This window comes from Streptomyces sp. NPDC051183 (assembly GCF_040682455.1).
Taxonomy (GTDB): Bacteria; Actinomycetota; Actinomycetes; order Streptomycetales; family Streptomycetaceae; genus Streptomyces.
The window spans coordinates 90,861-114,290 of record NZ_JBFBBA010000015.1 but is presented as its reverse complement, the minus strand read 5'-3'; the positions used below and the strand labels follow the sequence as shown (position 1 = coordinate 114,290).

The 23,430-nt window shown below is 69.7% G+C and carries 16 protein-coding genes; 7 read left to right on the top strand and 9 right to left on the bottom strand.

Annotated elements, in window-relative coordinates; genetic code table 11:
• Positions 1–195: 195 nt before the first annotated feature.
• From AB0M99_RS15850 to AB0M99_RS15835, 4 genes are all read right to left on the bottom strand, one after another.
• Entirely contained in the window at positions 196–1,452 is a 1,257-nt protein-coding gene (locus AB0M99_RS15850; RefSeq protein WP_365920697.1) for a sugar ABC transporter permease, read from the bottom strand.
• Positions 1,453–1,511: 59 nt separating this feature from the next.
• Positions 1,512–2,300: an ATP-binding cassette domain-containing protein gene (locus AB0M99_RS15845; protein WP_365920600.1), complete on the bottom strand. Its 789-nt coding sequence runs from the start codon at positions 2,298–2,300 to the stop codon at positions 1,512–1,514.
• A gap of 179 nt (positions 2,301–2,479) precedes the next feature.
• On the bottom strand, positions 2,480–3,586 hold the full coding sequence (locus AB0M99_RS15840) for a substrate-binding domain-containing protein (RefSeq protein WP_365920598.1): 1,107 nt from the start codon (positions 3,584–3,586) through the stop codon (positions 2,480–2,482).
• A gap of 118 nt (positions 3,587–3,704) precedes the next feature.
• On the bottom strand, positions 3,705–4,919 hold the full coding sequence (locus AB0M99_RS15835) for an ROK family transcriptional regulator (protein ID WP_365920597.1): 1,215 nt from the start codon (positions 4,917–4,919) through the stop codon (positions 3,705–3,707).
• 593 nt (positions 4,920–5,512) lie between these two features.
• Here AB0M99_RS15835 and mgtA point away from each other — a divergent pair.
• Together mgtA and AB0M99_RS15825 are read left to right on the top strand one after the other, a co-directional pair.
• On the top strand, positions 5,513–8,233 hold the full coding sequence (gene mgtA, locus AB0M99_RS15830) for a magnesium-translocating P-type ATPase (RefSeq protein ID WP_365920595.1): 2,721 nt from the start codon (positions 5,513–5,515) through the stop codon (positions 8,231–8,233).
• Positions 8,234–8,258: 25 nt separating this feature from the next.
• Positions 8,259–8,981: an MgtC/SapB family protein gene (locus AB0M99_RS15825; protein ID WP_365920593.1), complete on the top strand. Its 723-nt coding sequence runs from the start codon at positions 8,259–8,261 to the stop codon at positions 8,979–8,981.
• Positions 8,982–8,988: 7 nt separating this feature from the next.
• Here the strand turns inward: AB0M99_RS15825 and AB0M99_RS15820 are convergent, their stop codons facing one another.
• From AB0M99_RS15820 to acnA, 4 genes are all read right to left on the bottom strand, one after another.
• On the bottom strand, positions 8,989–9,915 hold the full coding sequence (locus tag AB0M99_RS15820) for a carbohydrate ABC transporter permease (RefSeq protein ID WP_365920591.1): 927 nt from the start codon (positions 9,913–9,915) through the stop codon (positions 8,989–8,991).
• Between the two features lie 13 nt (positions 9,916–9,928).
• A complete protein-coding gene (locus tag AB0M99_RS15815; RefSeq protein WP_365920589.1) occupies positions 9,929–10,873 on the bottom strand; it encodes a sugar ABC transporter permease in 945 nt (314 codons plus the stop codon).
• 43 nt (positions 10,874–10,916) lie between these two features.
• Positions 10,917–12,350 (bottom strand): N-acetylglucosamine/diacetylchitobiose ABC transporter substrate-binding protein, encoded by a 1,434-nt coding sequence (gene ngcE / locus AB0M99_RS15810; protein WP_365920587.1) that lies wholly within the window; start codon positions 12,348–12,350, stop codon positions 10,917–10,919.
• Between the two features lie 304 nt (positions 12,351–12,654).
• Complete coding sequence (gene acnA, locus AB0M99_RS15805) at positions 12,655–15,369, bottom strand: aconitate hydratase AcnA (protein ID WP_365920585.1); 2,715 nt, start codon at positions 15,367–15,369, stop codon at positions 12,655–12,657.
• A gap of 376 nt (positions 15,370–15,745) precedes the next feature.
• Between acnA and AB0M99_RS15800 the strand changes: the two genes are divergently transcribed.
• Positions 15,746–17,959 carry a DUF6585 family protein gene (locus AB0M99_RS15800; RefSeq protein WP_365920583.1) on the top strand — a complete coding sequence of 738 codons (2,214 nt, stop codon included), beginning with the start codon at positions 15,746–15,748 and terminating at the stop codon, positions 17,957–17,959.
• A gap of 52 nt (positions 17,960–18,011) precedes the next feature.
• Here AB0M99_RS15800 and AB0M99_RS15795 read toward each other — a convergent pair whose 3' ends face one another.
• Complete coding sequence (locus AB0M99_RS15795) at positions 18,012–18,896, bottom strand: haloalkane dehalogenase (protein WP_365920581.1); 885 nt, start codon at positions 18,894–18,896, stop codon at positions 18,012–18,014.
• Between the two features lie 98 nt (positions 18,897–18,994).
• Between AB0M99_RS15795 and AB0M99_RS15790 the strand changes: the two genes are divergently transcribed.
• The 4 genes from AB0M99_RS15790 (at position 18,995) to AB0M99_RS15775 (ending at position 23,388) form a co-directional block, all read left to right on the top strand.
• Positions 18,995–19,477 carry a MarR family transcriptional regulator gene (locus AB0M99_RS15790; RefSeq protein ID WP_365920579.1) on the top strand — a complete coding sequence of 161 codons (483 nt, stop codon included), beginning with the start codon at positions 18,995–18,997 and terminating at the stop codon, positions 19,475–19,477.
• Positions 19,478–19,534: 57 nt separating this feature from the next.
• Complete coding sequence (locus AB0M99_RS15785; RefSeq protein ID WP_365920578.1) at positions 19,535–21,064, top strand: UDP-N-acetylglucosamine 1-carboxyvinyltransferase; 1,530 nt, start codon at positions 19,535–19,537, stop codon at positions 21,062–21,064.
• Positions 21,065–21,418: 354 nt separating this feature from the next.
• On the top strand, positions 21,419–21,895 hold the full coding sequence (locus AB0M99_RS15780) for an excalibur calcium-binding domain-containing protein (RefSeq protein WP_365920576.1): 477 nt from the start codon (positions 21,419–21,421) through the stop codon (positions 21,893–21,895).
• A gap of 101 nt (positions 21,896–21,996) precedes the next feature.
• Entirely contained in the window at positions 21,997–23,388 is a 1,392-nt protein-coding gene (locus tag AB0M99_RS15775; RefSeq protein WP_365920574.1) for a cytochrome P450, read from the top strand.
• Positions 23,389–23,430: the final 42 nt, after the last annotated feature.

Here is a 23,430-nt window from a genome sequence, read left to right as displayed (position 1 = left end):
GGCATCATCGGGCGGTCCCGGTCGGGTCACACCTTTGTCATACCTGTACACGCCGGCGTGAGGTCACACACCCCAAACGGGCGTATACCCGCACACCTGCACGCACATTTGTACGCACAGGTGCCCGGCGCCACACGGAGTGGCACCGGGCACTGTGACGGGTCTTACCGCCGGGTCACGCCTCCGGGCGCGCGGTCAGGCGCGTCCGGCCGACTTCTGGGTCTTGCGAGTGATCGAGTCGATGACCACGGTGGCCAGCAGTACCGCACCGGTGATCATGTACTGGATCGGCGTCGCGATTCCCTCTAGGGCCAGACCGTACTGGATGGAGGTGATGACCATGACGCCGAGGAGGGCGTTCCAGGTCCGGCCGCGGCCGCCGAAGAGGCTGGTGCCGCCGATCACGGCCGCCGCGATCACGTTCATCAGCAGGTCGCCGGCGCCGGCGCTCTGGTTGGCCGCCGCGATCTTGGAGGCCCAGAAGAGCCCGCCGACGGCGGCGAAGGTGCCGGCGATGGCGAAGACCGCGATGCGGACGCCGTTGACGCTGATGCCCGCACGGCGCGAGGCCTCGACGCTGCCGCCGAGTGCGAAAACGTTTCGGCCGAACGAGGTGCGGCGCAGCACGAAGTCCGTGCCGACCAGGGCCAGCAGGAACAGCACCACCGCGAGCGGCAGGCCCTTGTACTGGTTGAACACCACGGCGGGACCGAAGGTGAACACCGCGAGCACGCCGGTGCGCAGCAGGATCTCGACGAGCGGCCGGGAGGGGACCCCCGCCGCCTCGCGGCGCCGCGCGTCGCTGAAGGACGCGAGGAAGTAACCGGCCACCGCGACCGCGGCCAGCCCGTAGCCCACGGCCACGTCCGAGAAGTAGTACGTGGTGAGCCGGCCCACCACGCCCTCGGAGTCGAGGTTGATCGTGCCGTTGCTGCCGAGGATCTGCAGCATGGCGCCGGACCAGAAGAGCAGGCCCGAAAGAGTGACGGCGAAGGCCGGCGCGCCGATCCTGGCGAAGAAGAAGCCGTGGATGGAGCCGATCAGGGCACCGCCCGCGATGGCCGCGAGGATCGCCAGCCACTCGTTCACGCCGTGGGTGACGGCCATGACGGCCACGATGGCACCCGAGACGCCGCTGACCGAGCCGACCGAGAGGTCGATCTCGCCGAGCAGCAGCACGAAGATGATGCCGACGGCCATCATGCCGGTGGCGACCATCGTGATCGCGATGTTGGTGAGGTTCTCCGGGGAGAGGAAGTTCGAGTTCAGCGACTGGAAGATGGTCCAGATGATGATCAGGCCGAGGACGACCGGGACCGAGCCCAGGTCACCGGCCTTGAGCTTGCGGCCGAACTCGTTCACGTAGCCGGACAGGCCCTGCTCGCGGACGAGCAGTCGGGGGTCGACGGCCGGGATGGCGTCCGGCGCGGCGGCCGGATTGACCGGGTCGATGTGCTCGGCCTGGTCGGCCGGGCCCTTGCCCAGCGGGCCGGCGGGAGGGTTCTGGGTGCTCACTTGCGGGCCTCCCCGGTGCGGGCCGCCCGGCGGGTCACGGCGTTGTCCGTGGCACCGGTGATGGCGGAGATGATCTCTTCCTGCGAGGTGTCGGCGACGCTGAAGACACCGTTGTTGCGGCCCAGCCGCAGCACCGCCACCTTGTCGGCGACGGCCTTCACATCGGCCATGTTGTGGCTGATGAGGATGACCGCGTGACCGCGCTCGCGCAGCCGCTCCACCAGGTCGAGGACCTGTGCGGTCTGCTCGACGCCGAGGGCCGCGGTGGGCTCGTCGAGGATCACGAGCTGGGGCTCGCCCAGCATCGAGCGGGCGATCGCCACGGTCTGGCGCTGGCCGCCGGAGAGCGAGGCGATGGGGATGCGGACACTGGGGATCCGGATGGACAGGGTGGTCAGGAGCTCGCGGGCGCGGCGCTCCATCTCCACCTCGTCCAGGACACCGCGGCGCTTGAGCTCGCGGCCCAGGAAGAGGTTGCCGACGACATCGATGTTGTCGCACAGCGCGAGGTCCTGGTAGACCGTCGCGATGCCCAGGTTCTGGGCGTCGTGGGGCTTGGTGATCGTGACCGGGCGGCCCTCCCACTCGATGACTCCGTCATCGATGGGGTGCACGCCGGCGATCGTCTTGACCAGCGTGGACTTACCGGCGCCGTTGTCGCCGACGAGGGCGACCACCTCGCCTGAGTGGATCTCGAGTTCTACGTCGGTGAGGGCCTGAACGGCGCCGAACCGCTTCGAGACCCCTCGCAACGCCAGCACGGGCGCAGCGGACACATGAACCATCTCCTTCGCCGCCTGACCGGCGGGGATGTCGTGCAAAAGAGCAGGAGCGGGGTGAATGGGGGATCAAGCAAAGAGGGGAGGAGAAGCGTTTCTGTGCCGGCGCCCCGCCGGTGGCGGGAAGTTGGGGGCGGGGCGCCGGACAGGCACGGGGGTCGCCCTGCGGGAGGGCGACGGGGGCCTTACTTCAGGCCGAGGGCGGCGCAGGCGGCCGCGTACTTGTCGGTGCAGATCTCGTCGAGCGTGTAGACGCCGTCCTTGATGACGGTGTCCTTGATGTTGTTCTTGGTGAGCGAGACGACCGGGATCAGCACGGCCGGGACGCCCTTGGCGCTGCCGCTGTCGACGGTGGAGGTGCCCGCCGGCTTCTCGCCCTTGGCGAGCGCGACGGCCATCTTCGCGGCGGCCTCGGCCTCGGGGGCGTACGGCTTGTAGACGCTCATGAACTGCTCGCCCGCCACGATCCGCTGCACACCGGCGAGTTCGGCGTCCTGGCCGGTGACCGGGGGCAGGGGGTTCAGACCGCCGGCCTTGAGGGCGGTGATGATGCCGCCGGCCATGCCGTCATTGGCCGAGTAGACGCCGATGATCTTGTCCTTGCCGAGCGCCGCGATCGCGCCGGCCATGTTCGTGTTGGCGTTCTCGGGCTTCCACTCGACGGTGTCGTACTCCTTGCCGATGTTCACCTTGCCGTCGAGGACGGAGTGCGCGCCGGCCTTGAAGAGCTTGGCGTTCGGGTCGGTGACCGAACCGTTCATCATGACGATCTGGCCGTCCTTGGCCTTGTCGCCCAGCGCCTCCAGGAGCGCCTTGCCCTGGACCTTGCCGACCTCTTCGTTGTCGAAGGAGGTGTAGGCGTCGATCGGGCCCTCGGCCAGGCGGTCGTAGGCCACGACCGGGATGCCGGCCTCCTTGGCCTTCTTGACCGAGCCGGCGATGGCCTTGGCGTCCACGGCGTCGACGATCAGGACGTTCACCTTGTTGGTGATCATCGTGTCGACCTGCGAGTTCTGCGTGGTCGCGTCCTGCTTGGCGTTGGCGTAGACCACCTCGGCCTTGCCGCCGGTGAGTTCGGCGATCTTCTTCTCGATGAGCGGCTTGTCGAACTTCTCGTAGCGCGCGGTCTGGTTCTCCGGCAGGAGCAGACCGATCTTGATCGCGTCACCCTTGGCGGCGCCGGAGTCCTTCGTCTTGTCTCCGGCCTCCTTCGCGCTGCCACAGGCAGCGAGCGAAACGGCCATGGTGCCGGCGGCAACGGCTACGGCGGCTCTACGCATACGCGTGTTCATTACTTGAACCTCCCTGACGAGGCCGCAACACTGCGGCCGAGGTGGATGTGAGTCAACCCCGGCCGCAATCTTGGCGTCAAGGAGTGAATCCTTAACGAGATGACAACGGTGCCATCCGTTATCTAACTGAAGACAAGACGGCTGGAGCTCGCACCCCACTACTATTTTCCGCCAAAAGGGTCGAATCGCCCATCTCGCTGAGTACGAGGGCCAGCGCGCCCAGCACCTCGGCCCGGCCGCCCAACGACCCCGTCAGCACCGACAACTGGCGGGCCGCGCTGGGAATCGCGTACCTCCCCACGGATTCACGGATGGGAGCCAGTACGAGTTCACCGGCGTCGGCGAGCGAGCCCCCGAGCACCACCCGGCTCGGGTTCAGGAGGTTGCACAGGCTGGCCACGCCGCTGCCGATGTGGCGGCCCACGTCCGTGACGACGCGACGGCAGCCCGGGTCCCCCTCCCGGGCCAGCTCCACCACCCGTTCCATCGTCAACTCCGGTCCGTGGCTGCCCTGGAGGAGCGGCAGTACGTAGCGGGCGGCGGCGAAGGTCTCCAGGCAGCCGCGGTTGCCGCAGCGGCAGACCGGGCCGGACTCGTCCAGCGTGATGTGCCCGATCTCGCCGGCGGTTCCGCCGGGGCCGCGGTAGATCTGGCCGTTGATCACCAGCCCGGCGCCGACACCGCTGGCGACCTTGATGTAGGCCAGGTCCTTCACTCCCCGCCCGCTCCCCCATACGAGTTCACCGAGCGCCCCGAGGTTCGCGTCGTTGTCCACGTACACGGGCACGCCCAGGCGCTGCGAGAGCTCCTGGCGGGGGTTGATCCCGGCCCAGCCGGGCAGGATCGCGGTGGAGCCGAGGGTTCCGGACTCCACGTCGATCGGCCCGGGCACGCCGAGCCCGACGCCGATGACCTTCTCCAGGCCCACTCCGATGGACGCGATCAGCCGGCCGACCAGGGCCTCGGCCCGGTCGAAGCCGTCCGTCCAGGAGGCGTCCACATCCAGCGGCTCGGACTCCTCGGCGAGGACCTGGTGGGCCAGGTTCCCGACGGCCACCCGCAGGTGGGTGTGGCCGAAGTCGACGCCGATGACGATGCCGGCGTCACCGCTGAGCGAGACGCTGCGCGCCCGCCGGCCGCCGGCCGAGGTGTCCGTGACCTCGACGGTCCCGGCCTCCTTGAGCTCCCGGACGATGTTCGAGACCGTGGCCGCCGACAGTCCGGTGGTACGGGCGATCTCCGCCTGGGTCAGCGAACCCGCGAGCCGCACCGCGCGTACGACCCGTTCCAGGTTCGCGCGGTGCAGCGAGGACTGCGATCCGGGAGTCTGCACGACTCATCCACTCCTGCCCATAAGCGACGGCCAGCCGTCGCCCCCCGGCCGGGCCGTCGCGGCTGCGTGCTCCGAGACCCCGGCGTCTCTCCAACTTGTGAACCTTAAGTCGAGCCTTTGCTCATCGCGACGTCAAGGGGTTGGCGCCGCACGAATCAGGCACTACCGGTCAAAAGGAGGAGAGAAAGGTCCCAGAGATCGTGCTACGGTCGCTGAGGCGCCGATCCTCTGCGGCCTCTTCCGGCCGGACCGGGCGCCTTTCAATGACCGCGCTACGCAAGGAGGTGTTCGGGATGAGTCCCGATCGAAGTCCTTGCAGCGCTCTCGTCGGCTGACCAGCTCAGACCCGTTCTGACCGGCTGACCCTTTCTTCGAGTGTGCGCCCGGCCGCGGTACTCCGCCGCCGCGACGCCTCCTGCATTCATCTTCGCAACCCCTTCCGCGGGCCTCCCGGTCCTTCCGCCGGGCCCGCGTCATCCATGCCCCTCGGCGTATCCGCGGCCCCTTCGGGCCACCCGTGCGCCGACCCATGATCACTCCACGTGACCGTGCGGCTCCGTGCTGCCCGGACGCCGTGGAGGGAGGTATTCGTCATGACCATGCTCACCCCTCGTACCCCCGCCAAGCTCGCACCGCCGGGCCGGAGCCGCCGCGAGCGCAAGGCCGCCGAGCTGGAGTCCCGTACCCGCCTCGTCGGCGAGCGCCTCACCGCGATCAGCGCCCGCCCGGGGATCCAGGTCCTTCAGGATGTGGACACCTCGCGCACCGGCCTCACCCACACCGAGGCCGCCCTGCGCCTGGAGCGGCACGGCACCAACGTCGTCGCCCAGGAGCGCGCCCCGCTCTGGTTCGTCCAGCTGGCGAAGGCCTTCTGGAACCCCTTCATCGCCGTCCTGGTCTTCCTGGCCGCGATCATGTACTGGCAGGACCCCGAGGACCCGGGCGTCATCATCCTCTCCGTGATGGTGGCGATCAGCGGACTGCTGCGCTTCTGGCAGGAGTTCCGCTCGGGCCGCGCCGCCGACGCGCTGAAGCAGCTCGTCACCACCACCTGCGCGGTGCAGCGCCGGGCCGGCAGCGGCTCGGGCCCGACCACCTTCGAGGTGCCCATGGACCAGGTGGTCCCGGGCGACCTGGTCAAGCTGGCGGCCGGCGACCTGATCCCGGCCGACCTGCGGCTCATCACCTCCAAGGACCTGATGGTCAGCCAGGCCGCGCTGTCCGGCGAGTCCCTGCCGGTCGCCAAGGCCGACACCCGGTCCGAGGACCTGGGCCAGCAGGAGACCACCGACCCGGTCGAGGCCGACAACCTCTGCCTGATGGGGACTTCGGTCACCTCCGGCACCGCCACCGGAGTCGTCGTCGCCACCGGCGCCGGCACCTACTTCGGCTCGATGGCCGGCTCGCTGGTCGGCGAGCGCCCGCAGACCAACTTCGACACCGGCGTGCGCAAGGTCAGCTTCCTGCTGATCCGCTTCATGCTGGTCATGGTCCCGGTCGTCTTCATGATCAACGGCCTGACCAAGGGCGACTGGAACGAAGCCTTCCTCTTCGGTATCGCCGTGGCGGTCGGCCTGACCCCCGAGATGCTGCCGATGGTCGTCTCCGCCAACCTGGCGCGCGGCGCGGTGGCCATGTCCAAGCGCAAGGTCGTCGTCAAGCGGCTCAACGCGATCCAGAACCTGGGCGCGATGGACGTGCTCTGCACCGACAAGACCGGCACCCTCACCGAGGACCGGATCGTCCTGGACCGCTACCTGGACGTGCACGGCAACGAGGACAACGAGGTCCTGGAGTACGGCTACCTCAACTCGCACTTCCAGACCGGCCTGAAGAACCTGATGGACCAGGCGGTCATCGACCGCGTGGACGAGGCCGAGGAGGTTGTCGTCGACGCACGGTTCTCGATGGTCGACGAGATCCCCTTCGACTTCGCCCGGCGCAGGATGTCCGTGGTCCTCAACCGCAACAGCGTCGTGGGCGGACTCGGCCGCGCCGAGCACGTCATGATCACCAAGGGCGCCGTCGAAGAGGTCCTGGACCTCTGCACGCACATGACGGACCGCGGCAGGAAGGTCGAGCTGACCGAACAGCTGCGCTGGCACGTCACCCGCATCGCCGAGGACAACAACCGGCAGGGCCTGCGCGTCCTGGCCGTCGCCACCCGCACCGTCCGCAGCCCGCGCGACACCTACACCGTCGCCGACGAGGACCAGCTGACCCTGGTCGGCTTCCTCGCCTTCCTCGACCCGCCGAAGGCCGACGCCGCCGCGGCCCTGCAGGGCCTCGCCGACAAGGGCATCGCGGTGAAGGTGGTCACCGGCGACAACGAGCTCGTCGCCGCCCGGGTGTGCGCCGACGTCGGCATCGAGGTGGGCCACGTGGTCCCCGGCTCCGAGATCGACGGCCTCGACGACCCGGCGCTGCGCGCGCTGGCCGCCCGTACGACGGTCTTCGCCAAGGTCAACCCCGTCCAGAAGGCCCGGATCGTACGGGCCCTGCAGGCGGACGGGCACACCGTCGGCTTCCTCGGGGACGGCATCAACGACGCGGCGGCGCTGCGCGACGCCGACGTCGGCATCTCGGTCGACACCGCGGTCGACATCGCCAAGGAGTCCGCCGACATCATCCTGCTGGAGAAGGACCTGACCGTCCTGGAGCAGGGCGTCGTCCAGGGCCGGACCACCTTCGGCAACACGATCAAGTACATCAAGATGACGGCGTCGTCGAACTTCGGCAATGTCTTCTCGGTGCTGGTGGCGAGCGCGTTCATCCCCTTCCAGCCGATGCTCGCGATCATGCTGCTGGTGCAGAACCTGGTCTACGACATCTCCCAGCTGGCCACGCCGTGGGACCGGATGGACGAGGAGTACCTGCGCAAGCCGCGCAACTGGGACGCCAAGGGCATCTTCCGCTTCATGGTGACCATCGGCCCCGTCAGCTCGATCTTCGACATCTCGATGTTCCTGATCATGTGGAACGTCTTCGGCGCCAACACCGAGGCCGGCGCGTCGCTCTTCCAGTCCGGCTGGTTCATCGAGGGCCTGCTCTCGCAGACCCTGATCGTCCACATGATCCGCACCCGCAAGATCCCCTTCATCCAGTCGCGGGCCTCCTGGCCGGTGATGGTGATGACCGTCCTCGCGGTGCTGACCGGGCTCTACCTGCCCTTCTCGCCGCTCGCGTCCTCGCTGGGCTTCGTGGCCCTGCCGGCGAGCTACTTCCCGTGGCTGATCGGCGTACTGCTCGCGTACTGCACGCTCACGCAGTTCGTGAAGACCTGGTACATCCGCAAGTTCAGCACCTGGCTCTGAAAGAACAAGGAAAGGAGAGAGGCCGATGCTGCTCAGCGAATGGGAGATGGCCGGACACCTGGCCGCCGCGCTCGGATTCGGAGCGGCGATCGGCCTGGAACGGCAGTGGCGCGCCCGGATGGCGGGACTGCGTACGAACGCCCTGGTGGCGGGTGGCGCGGCGCTGTTCGTGCTGCTCTCGCAGTACGGGTTCCTGAGCGCGGCCTCGGAGGTGAGCTACGACGGCTCGCGGGTCGCGGCGCAGATCGTCTCCGGGATCGGTTTCCTCGGCGCCGGGGTGATCATGCGGGACGGGCTGAGCGTCCGGGGTCTGAACACGGCCGCCACCCTGTGGTGTTCGGCGGCCGTGGGCTGCCTGGCCGGCGTGGGCCTGTTCGTACTGGCCGCCTTCGGCACGGCGGGCGTGGTGGGGGCCAACCTCCTGCTGCGCCCGCTGGGCCGGCGCCTGGACCGCGAACCGCGCGGCGGGGCCGAGGTGGCCACCGACTTCCACTTCGAGGCGGTGTGCCTGGAGGCGGAGGAGGCCCACATCCGCCACCGGCTGGTCGACGCGCTGGGCCGGCCCGGCTACCAGCTGCGCTCGATCCGCAGCCAGGACGGCCCCAAGGACGGCCTGGTGACGGTGTCGGCGCTGCTGACCGCCGAGGGGCAGGGGGGCCGGGCGCTGGAGGAAGCGGTCAGCAACCTCTCGCTCGACCCCTCGGTCTCGGCGGTCAGCTGGTCGGTCGTCCCCGACACCACGGGGTGACCCCGGGCTACTTGAGGGTGGCCGAGGTCAGTCCGGCCTGGATCTGGCGCTGGAAGGACAGGTAGACCACCAGCATCGGGATCATCGCGATGGTGACGCCGGCGAACAGCACCGGCAGGTCCGTCTCGTAGCCCATCTGGTACTGGAGTTGGATGAGGCCCTGGGTGAGCATGTACCGCTCGGGGTCCGATCCCGTCTGCGGCTGCATCAGTACGGACGGCAGGATGTACTGGTTCCACTGGCCCAGCATGTTGAATATCCCGACGCTGATCAGGCCGGGCTTGGCCATCGGCAGCATCACCTGGAAGAAGATCCGGGTGTGCGAGGCCCCGTCGATCACCGCCGCCTCGTGCACGGCCGTCGGCAGCGTGCGGAAGAAGGAGTGCATGAAGAAGACGGTGAAGGGCATCGAGTAGGCCACGTACACGAGGATCAGGCCCTGGTACGAGTTGAGCATGTCCAGCCGCTTCACCATGAAGAACAGCGGGACGAGCGCCAGGAAGACGGGGAACATCGCCCCGCTGACGAAGAAGTAGTAGATCAGCCGGTTGCCCGTGAAGGGGTAGCGCGCCAGGACGTACGCGGCCATCGAGCCGAGCAGCATGGTCAGGGGGACCGAGAACGCCATCACGATCACCGTGTTGGCGAAGTAGTCCCCGATGCCCTTGCTCCAGGCCCGGCCGAAGGCGTCGAACTCCCAGTGGGACGGCCAGCTCAGGGCCGATCCGCCGATCTGCGCGTCGGTCTTGAAGGAGCCGAGCACCAGCCAGATCAGGGGCAGGACGATCAGTATCCCCCACACGGCGAGGAAGCCGTGGGAGAAGACGTTCAGGGCCATGCCGTCGGAGCCGCCCTTGCTCCGGCCGCCGGCCTGACCGGTGCCGGCGGTGCGCTCTGCGGCCGCCTCGCCCGGTGCTTTGATCACTGTGGTCATCGTGGTCTCCCGCTCAGAACTCGACGCGCTCGCGGCGGGTGGCACGCAGCGTGATGACGGAGAGGATCAGGGTGAGGAGGAGCATGACGACCCCCATGGCGCAGGCGTAGCCCGCCTTGCCGAAGTGGAGGAAGTTGCGCATCAGCACCGTCGCCATGACCTCGCTGTGGTGGTCGGGTCCGCCGCCGAACTGGCCCGAGGTCATGGTCGACACGAGGACGAACATGTCCATCGCGGCGATGCCCAGGTAGACCGCGGAGGTCTGCACAGAATCCCACAGCAGCGGCAGCGTGACCTTGAAGAAGGTCTGGGCGCGCCCCGCGCCGTCGAGCAGGGCTGCTTCGTAGATGTCCTTGGGGACCGACTGCATGGCCGCCGAGAAGAGCACGAGGTAGAAGCCGACCCCGTGCCAGACGACGACCAGGAGCAGGCACCACAGGACGAACTTGGGCTCGTTGAGCCATTCGACGGGGTGCTGCGGGTCGACCAGGCCCAGCTTCATGAGGAAGCCGTTGAGCAGTCCTCCCTGGTCACTGCGGTACACGGCGCCGAAGAGCACCGCGAGGATGGCGAGGGAGAGCACCTGCGGGAAGAAGTAGACGATCTTGTAGAGCGCCGATCCCCGGACCCCCTGGACGCCGCCGGCCCCGCTGCGCCCGCCGGCGTTCAGCATGAAGGCGAAGAACAGGGAGATCAGGATGGTGACCGCGGGGACGAACACCAGGAGCAGCAGGTTGTGCAGCAGTGCGCCTCGGAAGACCTCGTCCTTCATCAGGGCCGAGTAGTTGTCCAGGCCGACGAAGTCGAATGTCGGTGACTGGCCGGTCCAGTTGGTGAAGGAATAGCCGAACGTCTGAATGTACGGCCAGATGACAAAGGTCAGGTACAGCGCGAGGGGCAGGAAGAGGAAGCCGGCGATGAAGCCGCCCCGTCCCTTGCTGTTGGCTACTTGGCTCATGGTGTCCGTCCCTGGTGTTGCCCGGTGACCGGTGGACGCTGCGTCAGCTGCGCTTGTTGTTCTTGGCGTTCGGGTCCTGGGTCGCCTTGTTTACCGCAGCCTGGGCCCGCTTGATCCATTCCTTGGGCTGGATGCGCTTGGCCATCAGCTCATTGGACGCGTTCTGGATCTCCGTGTCCATCTCGCTGTACCAGTCCGGGTAACGGTAGTTGAAGGTGTTGTCCCCCGCCGCCTTGAGGGCCGCGACCGCGGACTTGGTGCCGGGTCGCAGCTGAACGGCCGGGTCCACGCCGTCCTTGACGACAGTCAGCGAGTTGGCTTCCTTGGCGAAGATCGTCGACCATTCGCGCGACAGCATCGAACGGATGAACTCCAGGCCGCCGGCCTTGTTCGCGGCCTTCTCCGGGACGATGAAGGGCTCGCCGGCGCCGGCCCGGATGGCCTCGAACGGCAGCTTGCTGCCGGCCAGGACGGGCATCGGCAGGAACTGCATGTCGAAGTCGTCCGGGGTCTGCTTGAGCTGCTCGTTCTCCAGCCAGGAGCCGGAGGTGATGAAGGCGGCCTTGTACTGGTTCCACTGGGTCTGGGACTCGGTGTGGGTGAGGCCGTTGGTGCCCGGCATCAGGAGGTTCTTCTCGACGATCTCGTAGACCGCCTCGACCGCCTCCAGGGCGACCGGGTTGTTCTCGAAGGCATTCGGTTCGAGGTTGTCGATCGCCTTCATGGCATCCAGGCCGCCCTTCTTGGCGATCAGGTCCATGATGGCGACGTTGATGTAGTACGGGTACTTGCCCTGGTGGGCGAGACCGCCGATGCCGGCGTCCTTGGCCTTCGTACAGACGGCGAGGAACTCGTCCCAGGTCTTCGGCGGGGTCCAGCCCTTCTCCTTGAAGAGCTTGCCGGAGTACCACAGGCCCCAGACGGTGTAGACGTAGTTCAGCGAGACGAACTTGCCGCCCTGCATGCCGCCCTCGATGGTGCCGGCGATCAGCATGTCCCGGACCTTCTTGGTGGGGTCGTCGAGCGAGGGCGCGTCGAGCACCGGGGTGAGGTCGGCGAGCTGGTTGCCCTTGACGAGGACGTCCAGCTTGATCTGCTGGGCGCCGGAGTCGTCGACGACGTCCGGCGGGTTGCCGCCGTTGAAGCGCGGCTGGAGCTTGGAGGTGATCTCCTGGGTGGCGAGGTGGGAGGAGGTCGTGCCCCACTTCTTGTCGAAGGCGGCCTCCCACGCCTTGGCGTACTCGTCGCCGTAGCCGCCCTTGAAGACGACCACGTCGAGCTTGCTGCCCTTCGCCACGCCGAAGGGGTTCTCCTTGCTGATCGCCGCGCCGGAGGGGGCGTCCTTCGGCTTCTCCTCGCCGCCGGAGGCGCAGGCGGACAGGAAGCTCATCGTCGGCACGGTGATAAGTCCGAGTGCTGCGGAACGCTTGATCAGATCGCGGCGGCCGAGGCCCTCACCAGTGGATCCCATGCTCATGTCCTCGCCTTCGTCAGGAGTGTGAAGGAGGCCGGAAACCACGGCAGTTGCCGTTCATACGGGCATCGCCGCAGGTCCCTGCCGTCCCCCGGTCCGGGGCCGCTCGTAGCGCGGCGGTCCGGACGGGCACAGGTATAGTCCACTTCCGGTCGGCTGAGCAAGATCGTGCGCAAGGATGACCGCCAGCTTTTCCGAGTTGAGACCTGTCCGTCATCTGGAACCGCAACCACGAAAAGCGGAAGGACCGTACCCCCTTAACGGGGATACGGCCCTTTGGTGCCGATTCGCCTAAGCGTTTGAGAGCTTAGCCGCGGATGAGGTTGCGGAGCACGTACTGCATGATGCCGCCGTTGCGGTAGTAGTCCGCCTCACCCGGCGTGTCGATGCGGACGACCGCGTCGAACTCCACGCCGGTGTCGGTGGTCACCTTGACCGTGCGCGGGGTGGTGCCGTTGTTCAGCTCCTCCACACCGGTGAAGGCGAAGGTCTCCTCGCCGGTGAGGCCCAGGGAGGCCGCGGTGACGCCCTCGGGGAACTGCAGGGGCAGGACGCCCATGCCGATCAGGTTGGAGCGGTGGATGCGCTCGTAGGACTCGGCGATGACGGCCTTGACGCCGAGCAGCGCGGTGCCCTTGGCGGCCCAGTCGCGGGACGAGCCCGAGCCGTACTCCTTGCCCGCCAGGATGACCAGCGGGATGCCGGCGGCCTGGTAGTTCTGCGAGGCGTCGTAGATGAAGGAGACCGGCGCACCGTCGACGGTGAAGTCGCGGGTGAAGCCGCCCTCGGTGCCCGGCGCGATCTGGTTGCGCAGGCGGATGTTGGCGAACGTACCGCGGATCATGACCTCGTGGTTGCCGCGGCGGGAACCGTACGAGTTGAAGTCGCGGCGCTCGACACCGTGCTCGGTGAGGTACTTGCCGGCCGGGGTGTCGGCCTTGATCGCACCGGCCGGGGAGATGTGGTCGGTGGTGACCGAGTCGCCCAGCTTCGCCAGCACGCGCGCGCCGGCGATGTCGGAGACCGGGGTGGTCTCCATCGTCATGCCCTCGAAGTAAGGGGGCTTGCGGACGTAGGTGGACTGCGGGTCCCACTCGAAGGTGTTGCCGGTCGGGATCGACAGCGCCTGCCACTGGGCGTCGCCCGCGAAGACGTCCTGGTAGGACTTGCTGAACATGTCCTCGCCGATGGCGTTCGCCACGACGTCGTTGACCTCGGCCTCGGAGGGCCAGATGTCCTTCAGGAAGACCGGGTTGCCCTCGGTGTCGGTGCCGATGGCGTCGGTGGTGATGTCCACCTTCATGGAGCCCGCGATGGCGTACGCGACGACCAGCGGCGGGGAGGCCAGGTAGTTCATCTTGACGTCGGGGTTGATGCGGCCCTCGAAGTTGCGGTTGCCCGAGAGGACCGAGGTGACCGCGAGGTCGTGCTCGTTGATCGCCTTCGAGATCTCCTCGTCCAGCGGACCGGAGTTGCCGATGCAGGTGGTGCAGCCGTACCCGACGAGGTTGAAGCCCATCTTGTCGAGGTACGGGGTCAGGCCGGCCTTGTCGAAGTAGTCGGTGACGACCTTCGAGCCCGGGGCCAGGGTGGTCTTGACCCACGGCTTGCGGGACAGGCCCTTCTCGACCGCCTTCTTGGCCACGAGCGCCGCGGCGACCATGACGTAGGGGTTCGAGGTGTTGGTGCAGGAGGTGATCGCGGCGACGGTGACGGCACCGTGGTCGATCTCGAAGGAGGTGCCGTCGGCCAGGGTGACCTGGGTCGGGCGGCTCGGCACGCCGTTGGTGGCGGCCGGGGCGTCGGAGGCCGGGAAGGACTCCTTGCCCGCCTCGTCGTCGTCCTCGACGTAGTTGCGCACGTCCTGGGCGAACTGCTGCGAGGCGTTGGCGAGGACGATGCGGTCCTGCGGGCGCTTCGGGCCTGCGATGGAGGGGACGACCGTGGAGAGGTCGAGCTCCAGCTTCTCGGAGAAGTCGGGCTCGGCGGCCGGGTCCAGCCACAGGCCCTGCTCCTTGGCGTACGCCTCGACCAGCGCGACCTGCTGGGCGTCGCGGCCGGTCAGGCGCAGGTACTTCAGGGTCTCGTCGTCGATCGGGAAGATCGCGGCGGTGGAGCCGAACTCCGGCGACATGTTGCCGATGGTGGCGCGGTTCGCGAGGGAGGTGGCGGCGACGCCCTCACCGTAGAACTCGACGAACTTGCCGACGACGCCGTGCTTGCGGAGCATCTCGGTGATGGTCAGCACGAGGTCGGTGGCGGTGGTGCCGGTGGGCAGCTCGCCGGTCAGCTTGAAGCCGACGACGCGCGGGATCAGCATGGAGACCGGCTGGCCGAGCATCGCGGCCTCGGCCTCGATGCCGCCGACGCCCCAGCCCAGCACGCCCAGGCCGTTGACCATGGTGGTGTGCGAGTCGGTGCCGACGAGGGTGTCCGGGTACGCCTGGCCGCCCCGGACCATGACCGTGCGGGCCAGGTGCTCGATGTTGACCTGGTGGACGATGCCGGTGCCCGGGGGGACGACCTTGAAGTCGTCGAAGGCGGTCTGGCCCCAGCGCAGGAACTGGTAGCGCTCCTTGTTGCGGCCGTACTCCAGCTCGACGTTCTGCGCGAAGGCGTCCTTCGTGCCGAACTTGTCGGCGATGACCGAGTGGTCGATGACCATCTCGGCGGGCGAGAGCGGGTTGATCTTCGCCGGGTCGCCGCCGAGGGCCTTCACGGCCTCACGCATGGTGGCGAGGTCCACGACGCAGGGCACACCGGTGAAGTCCTGCATGATCACGCGAGCCGGCGTGAACTGGATCTCCTCGCTGGGCTGGGCCTGCGAGTCCCAGTTGCCGAGCGACCGGATGTGGTCGGCGGTGATGTTCGCGCCGTCCTCGGTGCGGAGCAGGTTCTCCAGCAGGACCTTCAGGCTGTAGGGAAGGCGGGCGGAGCCCTCGACCTTGTCCAGCTTGAAGATCTCGTACGACTCGTCGCCCACCTGCAGCGTGCTGCGGGCGTCGAAGCTGTTCGCCGACACGACAGTCTCCTTCATGCATGAATTCGCGCTTTTACCGCAATCCTGCCGCGAGGCACTCTGGCCAATCCGCTAAGGTGAGGCTAAGTTAGGTAACCCTTACCAGCGGGACGGCTGCGGTACGTCTTGGGCAGATATCTCGATGTCGAGATAACTCTAGTACATGTCCGCGGCCCGGACGAGGCGCGGACCCGTCGGCCCGCCGTCACGGCCTGCCGCCGGGGCCCTCGCGCACGCCCTCGTCCGGCGCACCGACCGGCGCGAACGGCGCGAACACCGCCCGCCGCCGAGCCCCCGTACGCCCTACGTGCACGCACCCGCGCTCCCTATCCTGCTTCGAGGAGGCCGGGGGGCCGGGGTTCCGCGTCAGGGGGCGGCTGTGGCACGTGCGGTGGGGATCGACCTGGGGACGGACCGCTGCGCCGTGTCCGTATTCACCGGGGGCGCGGACGGGTTCGGCGGCGCTCCGGTGGCCGTCCCCGGCGCCGGAGGCTCCCGCACCACCCCCGCCGTGGTCGCCTTCACCGCGGACGGCGAGGTCCTGGTCGGCGAGGCCGCCCGGCGCCAGGCCGTCACCAATGCCGCCCGGACCGTCGACGGGATCCGGCGGCGCCTGGGAACCGACTGGACGCTGCGGATCGACGGGGAGACGTACACCGCGCAGCGGATCGCCGCGCTGCTGCTGGGCCGGCTCAAGGCGGACGCCGAGGCCCACCTCGGCGAGCCGGTGACCGACGCCGTGATCACGGTTCCGGCGGACTTCGGCGAGGCCCAGCGGCAGGCCACCCGGGAGGCCGGGGCGCTCGCGGGCCTCCATGTGCTGCGCGTCCTCAGCGAGCCGGCCGCGGTGGCGCTGGCGAACGGGGTGGCCAGGTCCGGCGGGGACGACACCGTGCTCGTGTTCCGCCTGGGCGGCGGCAGCTTCGACGCATGCCTGCTGGAGACCGGCCGGGCCGACGGCAGGCTCGTCGCCGAGGTCAAGGCCGGCGCCGGCGACTGCGGCCTGGGCGGCGCCGAATGGGACCGGGCCCTGGCCGACGGCCTCGCCGCGCGGTTCCGCGAGGCGCACGGGGTCGACCTGGACGGGGACGAGGCGACGGCGCGGCGGTTGCGCGAGGCGGCCGAGCGGGCGAAGACCGACCTCTCCTCTGCCACCGAGACCACCGTCAGCCTGCCGTTCGTCGCCGGCGCGCCCGGCGGGCCGCTGCACCTGGAGGAGCGGCTGACCCGCGCCGAGTTCGAGCAGCTGACCCGCGGCCTGCTGGGGCGCTGCGCCGCCGTTTTCCACGGGGTCGCCAGGGACTCGGGAATCCCGCTGCGTGACATCGACCACGTCGTGCTGGCCGGCGGCGCGACCCGGATGCCCGCCCTCGTGGAGCTCGTACGCGAGCTGACCGGCGGACTGGAGCCGGGCAGGGCGGCGTACGGGGACGAAGGGGCCGCGGGCGGGGCCGCGATCCAGGCCGCCGTCCTCAAGGGGCTGTGCCGCGACGCCCTGCTGCTCGACGCCACCTGCAAGTCGCTGGGCGTGGAGACCGAGGGCGGCGTCATGACACCCGTCGTCGAACGCAACACCACCATTCCGGCCAAGCGCACCGTGCTCTTCGACCGCACCGGAAGCGGCCCCCTGGTCATCCGGGTCCACCAGGGCGAGCACGCCGTGGCCGCCGAGAACGAGCTGCTGGGCACGGTCGAGCTGGCCGGGCCGCCGCCCGGCCGCCGCCGGGGCGCCCCGCGGATCGAGGTCACCGTCGAGATCGACGGCAATGGCCTGATCGACGTCTGGGCCCAGTACGCGGGCAAGGGGCCCAGAGCGCGGATGGCCGCGACCGGCCCGGCGCCGTCGGGGGGCGGCGCCGAGCTGGTCGCGGTGGATCCGGGGACCGGAGCGGACGGCAGCCGGCGGACCGCACCGGGCGCCGGGAGCCCGCGGGTGGAGTCGGCCGCCGAGGAGGCGGGGCTCGGCGGGCACACCGCGAGCTACGACACGTCCGTCGCCGCGGCCCCGATGGCCGCGGGCGCCATCGCCGCGGCCCTGGGGATGCGCTCCCTGGCCGCCCGGGCCGCGGGCCGGGGGCGCACGCAACTGCACTTCTTCGAGCACGGGCTGGTCGTCGCGGAGGCCGACGGCGCCACCGCCGCATGCCGCTGGGACGCGCTCTCGGTGTGCCAGAACGTCGTACGGCACTTCTACAACGGGGCGCACACCCACACCACCCACGCGTACCGGCTCGCCCGCCCGGACGGCTCGGTCCTGCTGCCCGGCCGGGTGGCGCCGGGCGCGGACCGGTGGGGTCCCGCGCTCCAGGAGGCGGTGACGGCGGCCCAACTGCCCAGGGCGCTGGCCGAGGTCCGGGAGGGCCGGGCGGTGGCCTTCGGCGCGTTCTCCCTGAGCCGGGAGGCGATGTCGGCGCGGGAGCGGTCGGCGTCCTGGGACCGGGTCGAGGAGGTCTCCGTCGCGGGCGGCCGGGTCAGGGTCCAGCTCAAGGGGCAGCGGCGGGCGATGGCCCGGGCGCGGGTGAGCGAGATCCCGAACTTCTTCGTCTTCCAGACGCTCGCCGAACACCTGCGCAAGTCGGCGGGCGAGCCGTAGGACCTCGGGGCGCCGGCTTCCGCAGGGCCGGAGGGGGCAGCGCGCGCGGGCGTCAGCCGCTGAGGCCGTGGCGGGCCGCCCATGCGCTGACGGCGGCGGCGATCTCCTCGGGCCGGTCCTCCGGGCACAGATGGCCGGCGGCGCCGCAGTACTCGGTCTCCAGCGCCGAGATGTTCTCCCGGCACCAGGCGGTCAGCTCGGCCCCGACCATCAGCGTGGGCGAGCCGTCGAAGGTGAGCAGCAGTTTGGGCACGCCGGGGCTGGCCGCGAGCCACGCGTCGTAGGCCTCGACCCGCGCGACCACGTCGGCGGGTTCGCCGCCGAGCGGCATCGAGCGGGCCCACCGGAGCATCGGCAGCCGGCTCTCGCGGGTGGGGTAGGGGGCGGCGTAGACGGCCCGGTCGGATGCGGCCATCGGGGTCAGGACCGTCCGGCCGATGCCGTCCTCGATGAAGACGTTGCGGTCCAGGACCATCTCCTCCCCCAGGCCCGGGGTGCGCAACGCCTCGAACCGGGCGCGGGCGGCAGCCGGGTACTCCTCCCAGGTCAACGGCCGCAGGATCGTTTCCATGAAGGCGATGCCGCGGACCCGCCCGGGGTGCCGGGCGGCCCGGTCGAGGGCGAGCGCCCCGCCCCAGTCCTGGCCGACGAGGACGGCCCGCTCCAGGCCGAGGGCGTCGAACCAGGCGTCCAGGTAGCGGGCGTGGTCCTCGAAGCGGTACGCGCCGCCGGGCTTGCCGGAGCGGCCCATGCCGATGAGGTCCGGGGCGAGGACGCGGACCCGGCCCTGTGCGGCGCCCTCGATCCGGGGCAGTACGCCGCGCCAGAGGTGGGAGGAGGTGGGGTTGCCGTGCAGGAAGACGTACGGGGTGCCGGTGGCGCCCGCACCGAGCTCCTCGTAGTACACCGTCGAGTCGAGTACGCCGATCGTGGGCATGGAGGGTCCTTCCCGAATAATCATTGGTGACACTAACGTTAGTGCCGCGAACGAAGCTATATCGTTAGTGCCACCAACGCAAGGGGTAGACTCCGCGCATGATCACGGAAGAGGGCCAGGCCGTTCCGGCGCGACTGCGGGAGCTGCCGAGCCGACTGCTGGGGCAGGCCTCCACGCACGCCCAACGCTTGGTGACCGAGGGACTGAACGGGGCAGATGCCCGCAAATGGCATTACGCGGCCCTGGTCGCCCTGGAGGAGTTCGGACCCGCGAGCCAGGCCGAACTGAGCGGCCGCACCGGCATCCACCGCAGCGACCTGGTCGCGGTCATCAACGAACTCGCCGAGCGCGAGCTGGTCGAGCGGGCCCCCGACCCCGGCGACCGGCGGCGCAACGTCATCACCCTCACGCCGCCCGGCCGGCGCAGACTGCGCAAACTGGAACAACTCCTCGCCGCGGCCCAGGAGGAGCTCCTGTCCCCTTTGTCCGCATCCGAGCGCGAGCAGCTCGTCCGGCTCCTGGGCCGCCTCGTCGAGCACCACGCGCACGCGGACCCCACCATGGGAGCTGACGACCGGTAACACCCGTACGCCACACCCGACGCGAGCGGAATCTCATATCTGAGATACGGTGCAGCCATGGCAGACGACTACCTCGTACGCATCGGCAAGCTCATCCGTGACGCCCGGCAACACCGGGGCTGGACACAGAGCCAGCTCGCCGATGCGCTCGGCACCAGCCAGAGCGCCGTGAACCGGATCGAACGCGGCAACCAGAACATCAGCCTTGAGATGATCGCCCGGATCGGCGAAGCCCTCGACAGCGAGATCGTCTCCCTCGGCTACGCCGGCCCGATGCACCTGCGCGTCGTCGGCGGGCGCCGGCTGTCCGGTGCGATCGACGTCAAGACGAGCAAGAACGCGTGTGTCGCCCTGCTGTGCGCCACCCTCCTCAACAAGGGCCGTACGGTGCTCCGGCGCGTGGCCCGCATCGAGGAGGTCTACCGCCTCCTGGAGGTCCTGAACTCCATCGGCGTCCGCACCCGCTGGATCAACGACGGCGTGGACCTGGAGATCGTGCCGCCGGCCCGCCTCGACATGGACGCCATCGACGCGGACGCGGCGCGCCGTACCCGCAGCATCATCATGTTCCTGGGCCCCCTGCTGCACCGGATGGACCGCTTCCGGCTGCCGTACGCGGGCGGCTGCGACCTCGGCACCCGCACCATCGAGCCGCACATGATCGCCCTGCGCCGCTTCGGCCTGGACATCACCGCGACCGAGGGCATCTACCACGCGCAGGTCGAGGCGGGGGTCTCCCCCGGCCGTCCGATCGTGCTGACCGAGCGCGGGGACACGGTCACCGAGAACGCGCTGCTGGCCGCCGCGCGGCACGACGGCGTCACGGTCATCCGCAACGCCTCCTCCAACTACATGGTCCAGGACCTGTGCTTCTTCCTGGAGGCCCTGGGCGTCGAGGTGGAGGGCATCGGCACCACCACGCTGACCGTGCACGGCGTCCCGAACATCGACGTGGACGTGGACTACTCCCCCTCCGAGGACCCGGTCGAGGCGATGAGCCTGCTCGCCGCCGCGGTGGTCACGGAGTCCGAGCTGACGATCCGCCGGGTGCCGATCGAGTTCATGGAGATCGAGCTCGCGGTCCTGGAGGAGATGGGCCTCGACCACGACCGCTCGGCGGAGTACACGGCCGACAACGGCCGCACCCGCCTGGTGGACCTCACGGTCCGCCCGTCGAAGCTCGAAGCGCCGATCGACAAGATCCACCCGATGCCCTTCCCCGGGCTGAACATCGACAACGTCCCGTTCTTCGCGGCCATCGCCGCCGTCGCCCAGGGCCAGACCCTGATCCACGACTGGGTGTACGACAACCGGGCCATCTACCTGACCGACCTCAACCGCCTCGGCGGCCGCCTCCAGCTCCTGGACCCCCACCGCGTCCTGGTCGAGGGCCCCACCCGCTGGCGCGCGGCGGAAATGATGTGCCCCCCGGCCCTGCGCCCGGCGGTGGTCGTCCTCCTCGCGATGATGGCGGCCGAGGGCACCTCGGTCCTGCGCAACGTCTACGTCATCAACCGCGGCTACGAGGAACTGGCGGAACGCCTCAACTCGGTGGGCGCCCAGATCGAGATCTTCCGGGACATCTAGGAACCCGGCCACACCGAAAACACGACGAAGGCCCCCGCCGGCCCCCTGGCGGGGGCCTTCGCACGCCCAGACGCATCCACCGGCGGCAACGCGGAAGCGGTGGCGTGGATCACGGGCCGGGTTTCGGGTTCGGGGTTCACCGGCGGGCGAGCGCGCATAGGCTGCGGCGGTTGTGCGTCGGGGTTGAGTTCGGGGGTATCGATGTTCCACCGCAGGGGTTTTGCCGTCGCCGCCGTTACGGGCGTTGTCGTGTTGCTCGGGGCCGGGTGCGAGGGAGGCACGGCGAAGGGTGGCTCGGGCAAGGCCGGTCCCGCCCCTGCCCCGAGTGCGGCCGGCCCTTCGCCGCAGCCGGTGATGCCCTCGCTGATCGGGCAGCGGTACGCCGCCGCCGAGGCCGCCTTGAAGCCGTTGGTCACCACGCCCGTCGAGGTGCGCGCCGCGTACAGCGACGTCAAGCTCGCCGCCGACCGCTCCCAGTGGACGGTCTGCTTCCAGACCCCGGCGGCCGGCAGCGCCCTCCCGCCGACCACCGCCGTCGAGCTGTCCGTGACCGCGCCCGGCACGCCCTGCCCGGCGCAGGCCGGCGCCGCTCTGCACCCCTCCAAGGCCCCCGGCCGCACACCGGCGCCGAAGTCGACGCCCACCCCCGCGCCCGGCGGCAACGGCGGCAACGGCGGCACCACCACTGGCGGCACCACCGGCGGCGGGTCGGTCACGTACAAGAGCTGCGCCGAGGCCAAGGCCGCGGGCGCCGCCCCCATCCGCCGCGGTCAGCCCGGCTACAGCAAGAACCTCGACCGCGACAACGACGGCATCGCCTGCGACAAATGACCCGGGACCGGACTCATTTGGCCTGATCCGGTGGTCATTCCCGCCCCCGCGGCCGGCGGCCCGGCAGAATCGCAGCGTTCGTACAGCGTCGAGGGGGCGGCATGGCAGTGCAGACAGACACAGGCATCGGTACGGAGATTCCCGCGCTCGCGGGAGTACCACTTCTCGGTTCGCTGTTCGACCTGAGATCGAACTCGCTCGGCACCTATCTGCGTGCCATGCACGAGCACGGTGACGTCGTCCGGATCACCGCGGGCCCGCCCGGCCTGCGCGCCGAGCTCCACTGCGTCTTCTCGGCGGAGGGCGCACAGCAGGTTCTGGCATCGGAATCGGCCAACTTCCGCAAGGACAACCCCTTCTACCAGGAGATCCGGGACTCCTTCGGCAACGGCCTGCTGACCAGCCAGGACGAGGACTACCTGCGCCAACGGCGGCTGGTGCAGCCGCTGTTCACCAAGCGCCGGGTGGACGGGTACGCGGACGCCGTCGCCGCCGAGACCGAGACGACGGTCAACTCCTGGGGCGAGGCGCTGGACGGGGTCGTGGACGTCTCCGCCGAGATGATGCACCTCGCCCTGCGCGCGGTCACCCGCATCCTCTTCGGCACCGACGTGGACGCCGCCGTCGACGTCGTCGACCGGTGCTTTCCGGTCATCACGGAGTACGCGCTGCGCCGCGGCTACTCGCCCGCCAACATCCCGCGCACCTGGCCCACCCCGGGCAACCGGCGGGCGGCCGCCGCGATGGACGAGCTGTACGCGGTCTGCGACAGGATCATCGCCGAGCGCCGTGGCGGCCGGGCGGGCAAGGCCAACGGTTCCGGCGAGGACCTGCTGAGTCTGCTCGCCGCCGCGTCGGACACGCAGGACGGGGAGTTCGACGCCACCGAGCTGCGCGAGCAGGTGCTGATCTTCCTGCTCGCCGGGCACGAGACGACCGCCACCTCGCTCGCCTTCTCCCTGCACCTGCTGGCCCGCCACCCCGAGCTGCAGACCCGGGCCCGCGAGGAGGTCTCCCGCGTCCTGGGCGACCGTGCGCCGCAGGCCTCCGACCTCGACCGGCTCCCGTACCTCACGCAGGTGCTCAAGGAGGCCATGCGGCTCTACCCGGCGGCCCCGGTCATCGGGCGGCAGGCCGTCGCGGCCTGCGATATCGGCGGCCACACCGTGCCCGCCGGAGCGACCGTGATACTCGCCCCGTGGGTGACGCACCGCCACCCCCGCTACTGGCCGGACCCGGAGCGCTTCGACCCCGAACGCTTCACCCCGGAGGCGGAGGCGGAACGGCCGCGCTACGCCTGGTTCCCCTTCGGCGGGGGTCCGCGCGCCTGCATCGGGCAGCACTTCTCGATGCTGGAGTCGGTGATCGCGCTGGCGATGATCCTGCGCGCCTACGAGTTCGAGGCCGTGGACACCGAGGTCCCCGTCAGCGCCGGGATCACCCTGCAGACCGACGGCCCGGCGCGCTGCCGGATCCGCCGCGTGGAGCCGTAGCCTGGCGGACACCGGGCGCGGAGCGCACGGCACAGGGAGCGT

Bases quoted from the DNA above. Each gene is read 5' to 3' on its own strand.
- AB0M99_RS15845 (WP_365920600.1), bottom strand. From the start codon at position 2,300: ATGGTTCATGTGTCCGCTGCGCCCGTGCTGGCGTTGCGAGGGGTCTCG.
- AB0M99_RS15840 (WP_365920598.1), bottom strand. From the start codon at position 3,586: ATGAACACGCGTATGCGTAGAGCCGCCGTAGCCGTTGCCGCCGGCACC.
- mgtA (WP_365920595.1), top strand. From the start codon at position 5,513: ATGACCATGCTCACCCCTCGTACCCCCGCCAAGCTCGCACCGCCGGGC.
- AB0M99_RS15825 (WP_365920593.1), top strand. From the start codon at position 8,259: ATGCTGCTCAGCGAATGGGAGATGGCCGGACACCTGGCCGCCGCGCTC.
- AB0M99_RS15820 (WP_365920591.1), bottom strand. From the start codon at position 9,915: ATGACCACAGTGATCAAAGCACCGGGCGAGGCGGCCGCAGAGCGCACC.
- AB0M99_RS15815 (WP_365920589.1), bottom strand. From the start codon at position 10,873: ATGAGCCAAGTAGCCAACAGCAAGGGACGGGGCGGCTTCATCGCCGGC.
- ngcE (WP_365920587.1), bottom strand. From the start codon at position 12,350: ATGAGCATGGGATCCACTGGTGAGGGCCTCGGCCGCCGCGATCTGATC.
- AB0M99_RS15795 (WP_365920581.1), bottom strand. From the start codon at position 18,896: ATGCCCACGATCGGCGTACTCGACTCGACGGTGTACTACGAGGAGCTC.
- AB0M99_RS15790 (WP_365920579.1), top strand. From the start codon at position 18,995: ATGATCACGGAAGAGGGCCAGGCCGTTCCGGCGCGACTGCGGGAGCTG.
- AB0M99_RS15785 (WP_365920578.1), top strand. From the start codon at position 19,535: ATGGCAGACGACTACCTCGTACGCATCGGCAAGCTCATCCGTGACGCC.
- AB0M99_RS15780 (WP_365920576.1), top strand. From the start codon at position 21,419: ATGCCCTCGCTGATCGGGCAGCGGTACGCCGCCGCCGAGGCCGCCTTG.
- AB0M99_RS15775 (WP_365920574.1), top strand. From the start codon at position 21,997: ATGGCAGTGCAGACAGACACAGGCATCGGTACGGAGATTCCCGCGCTC.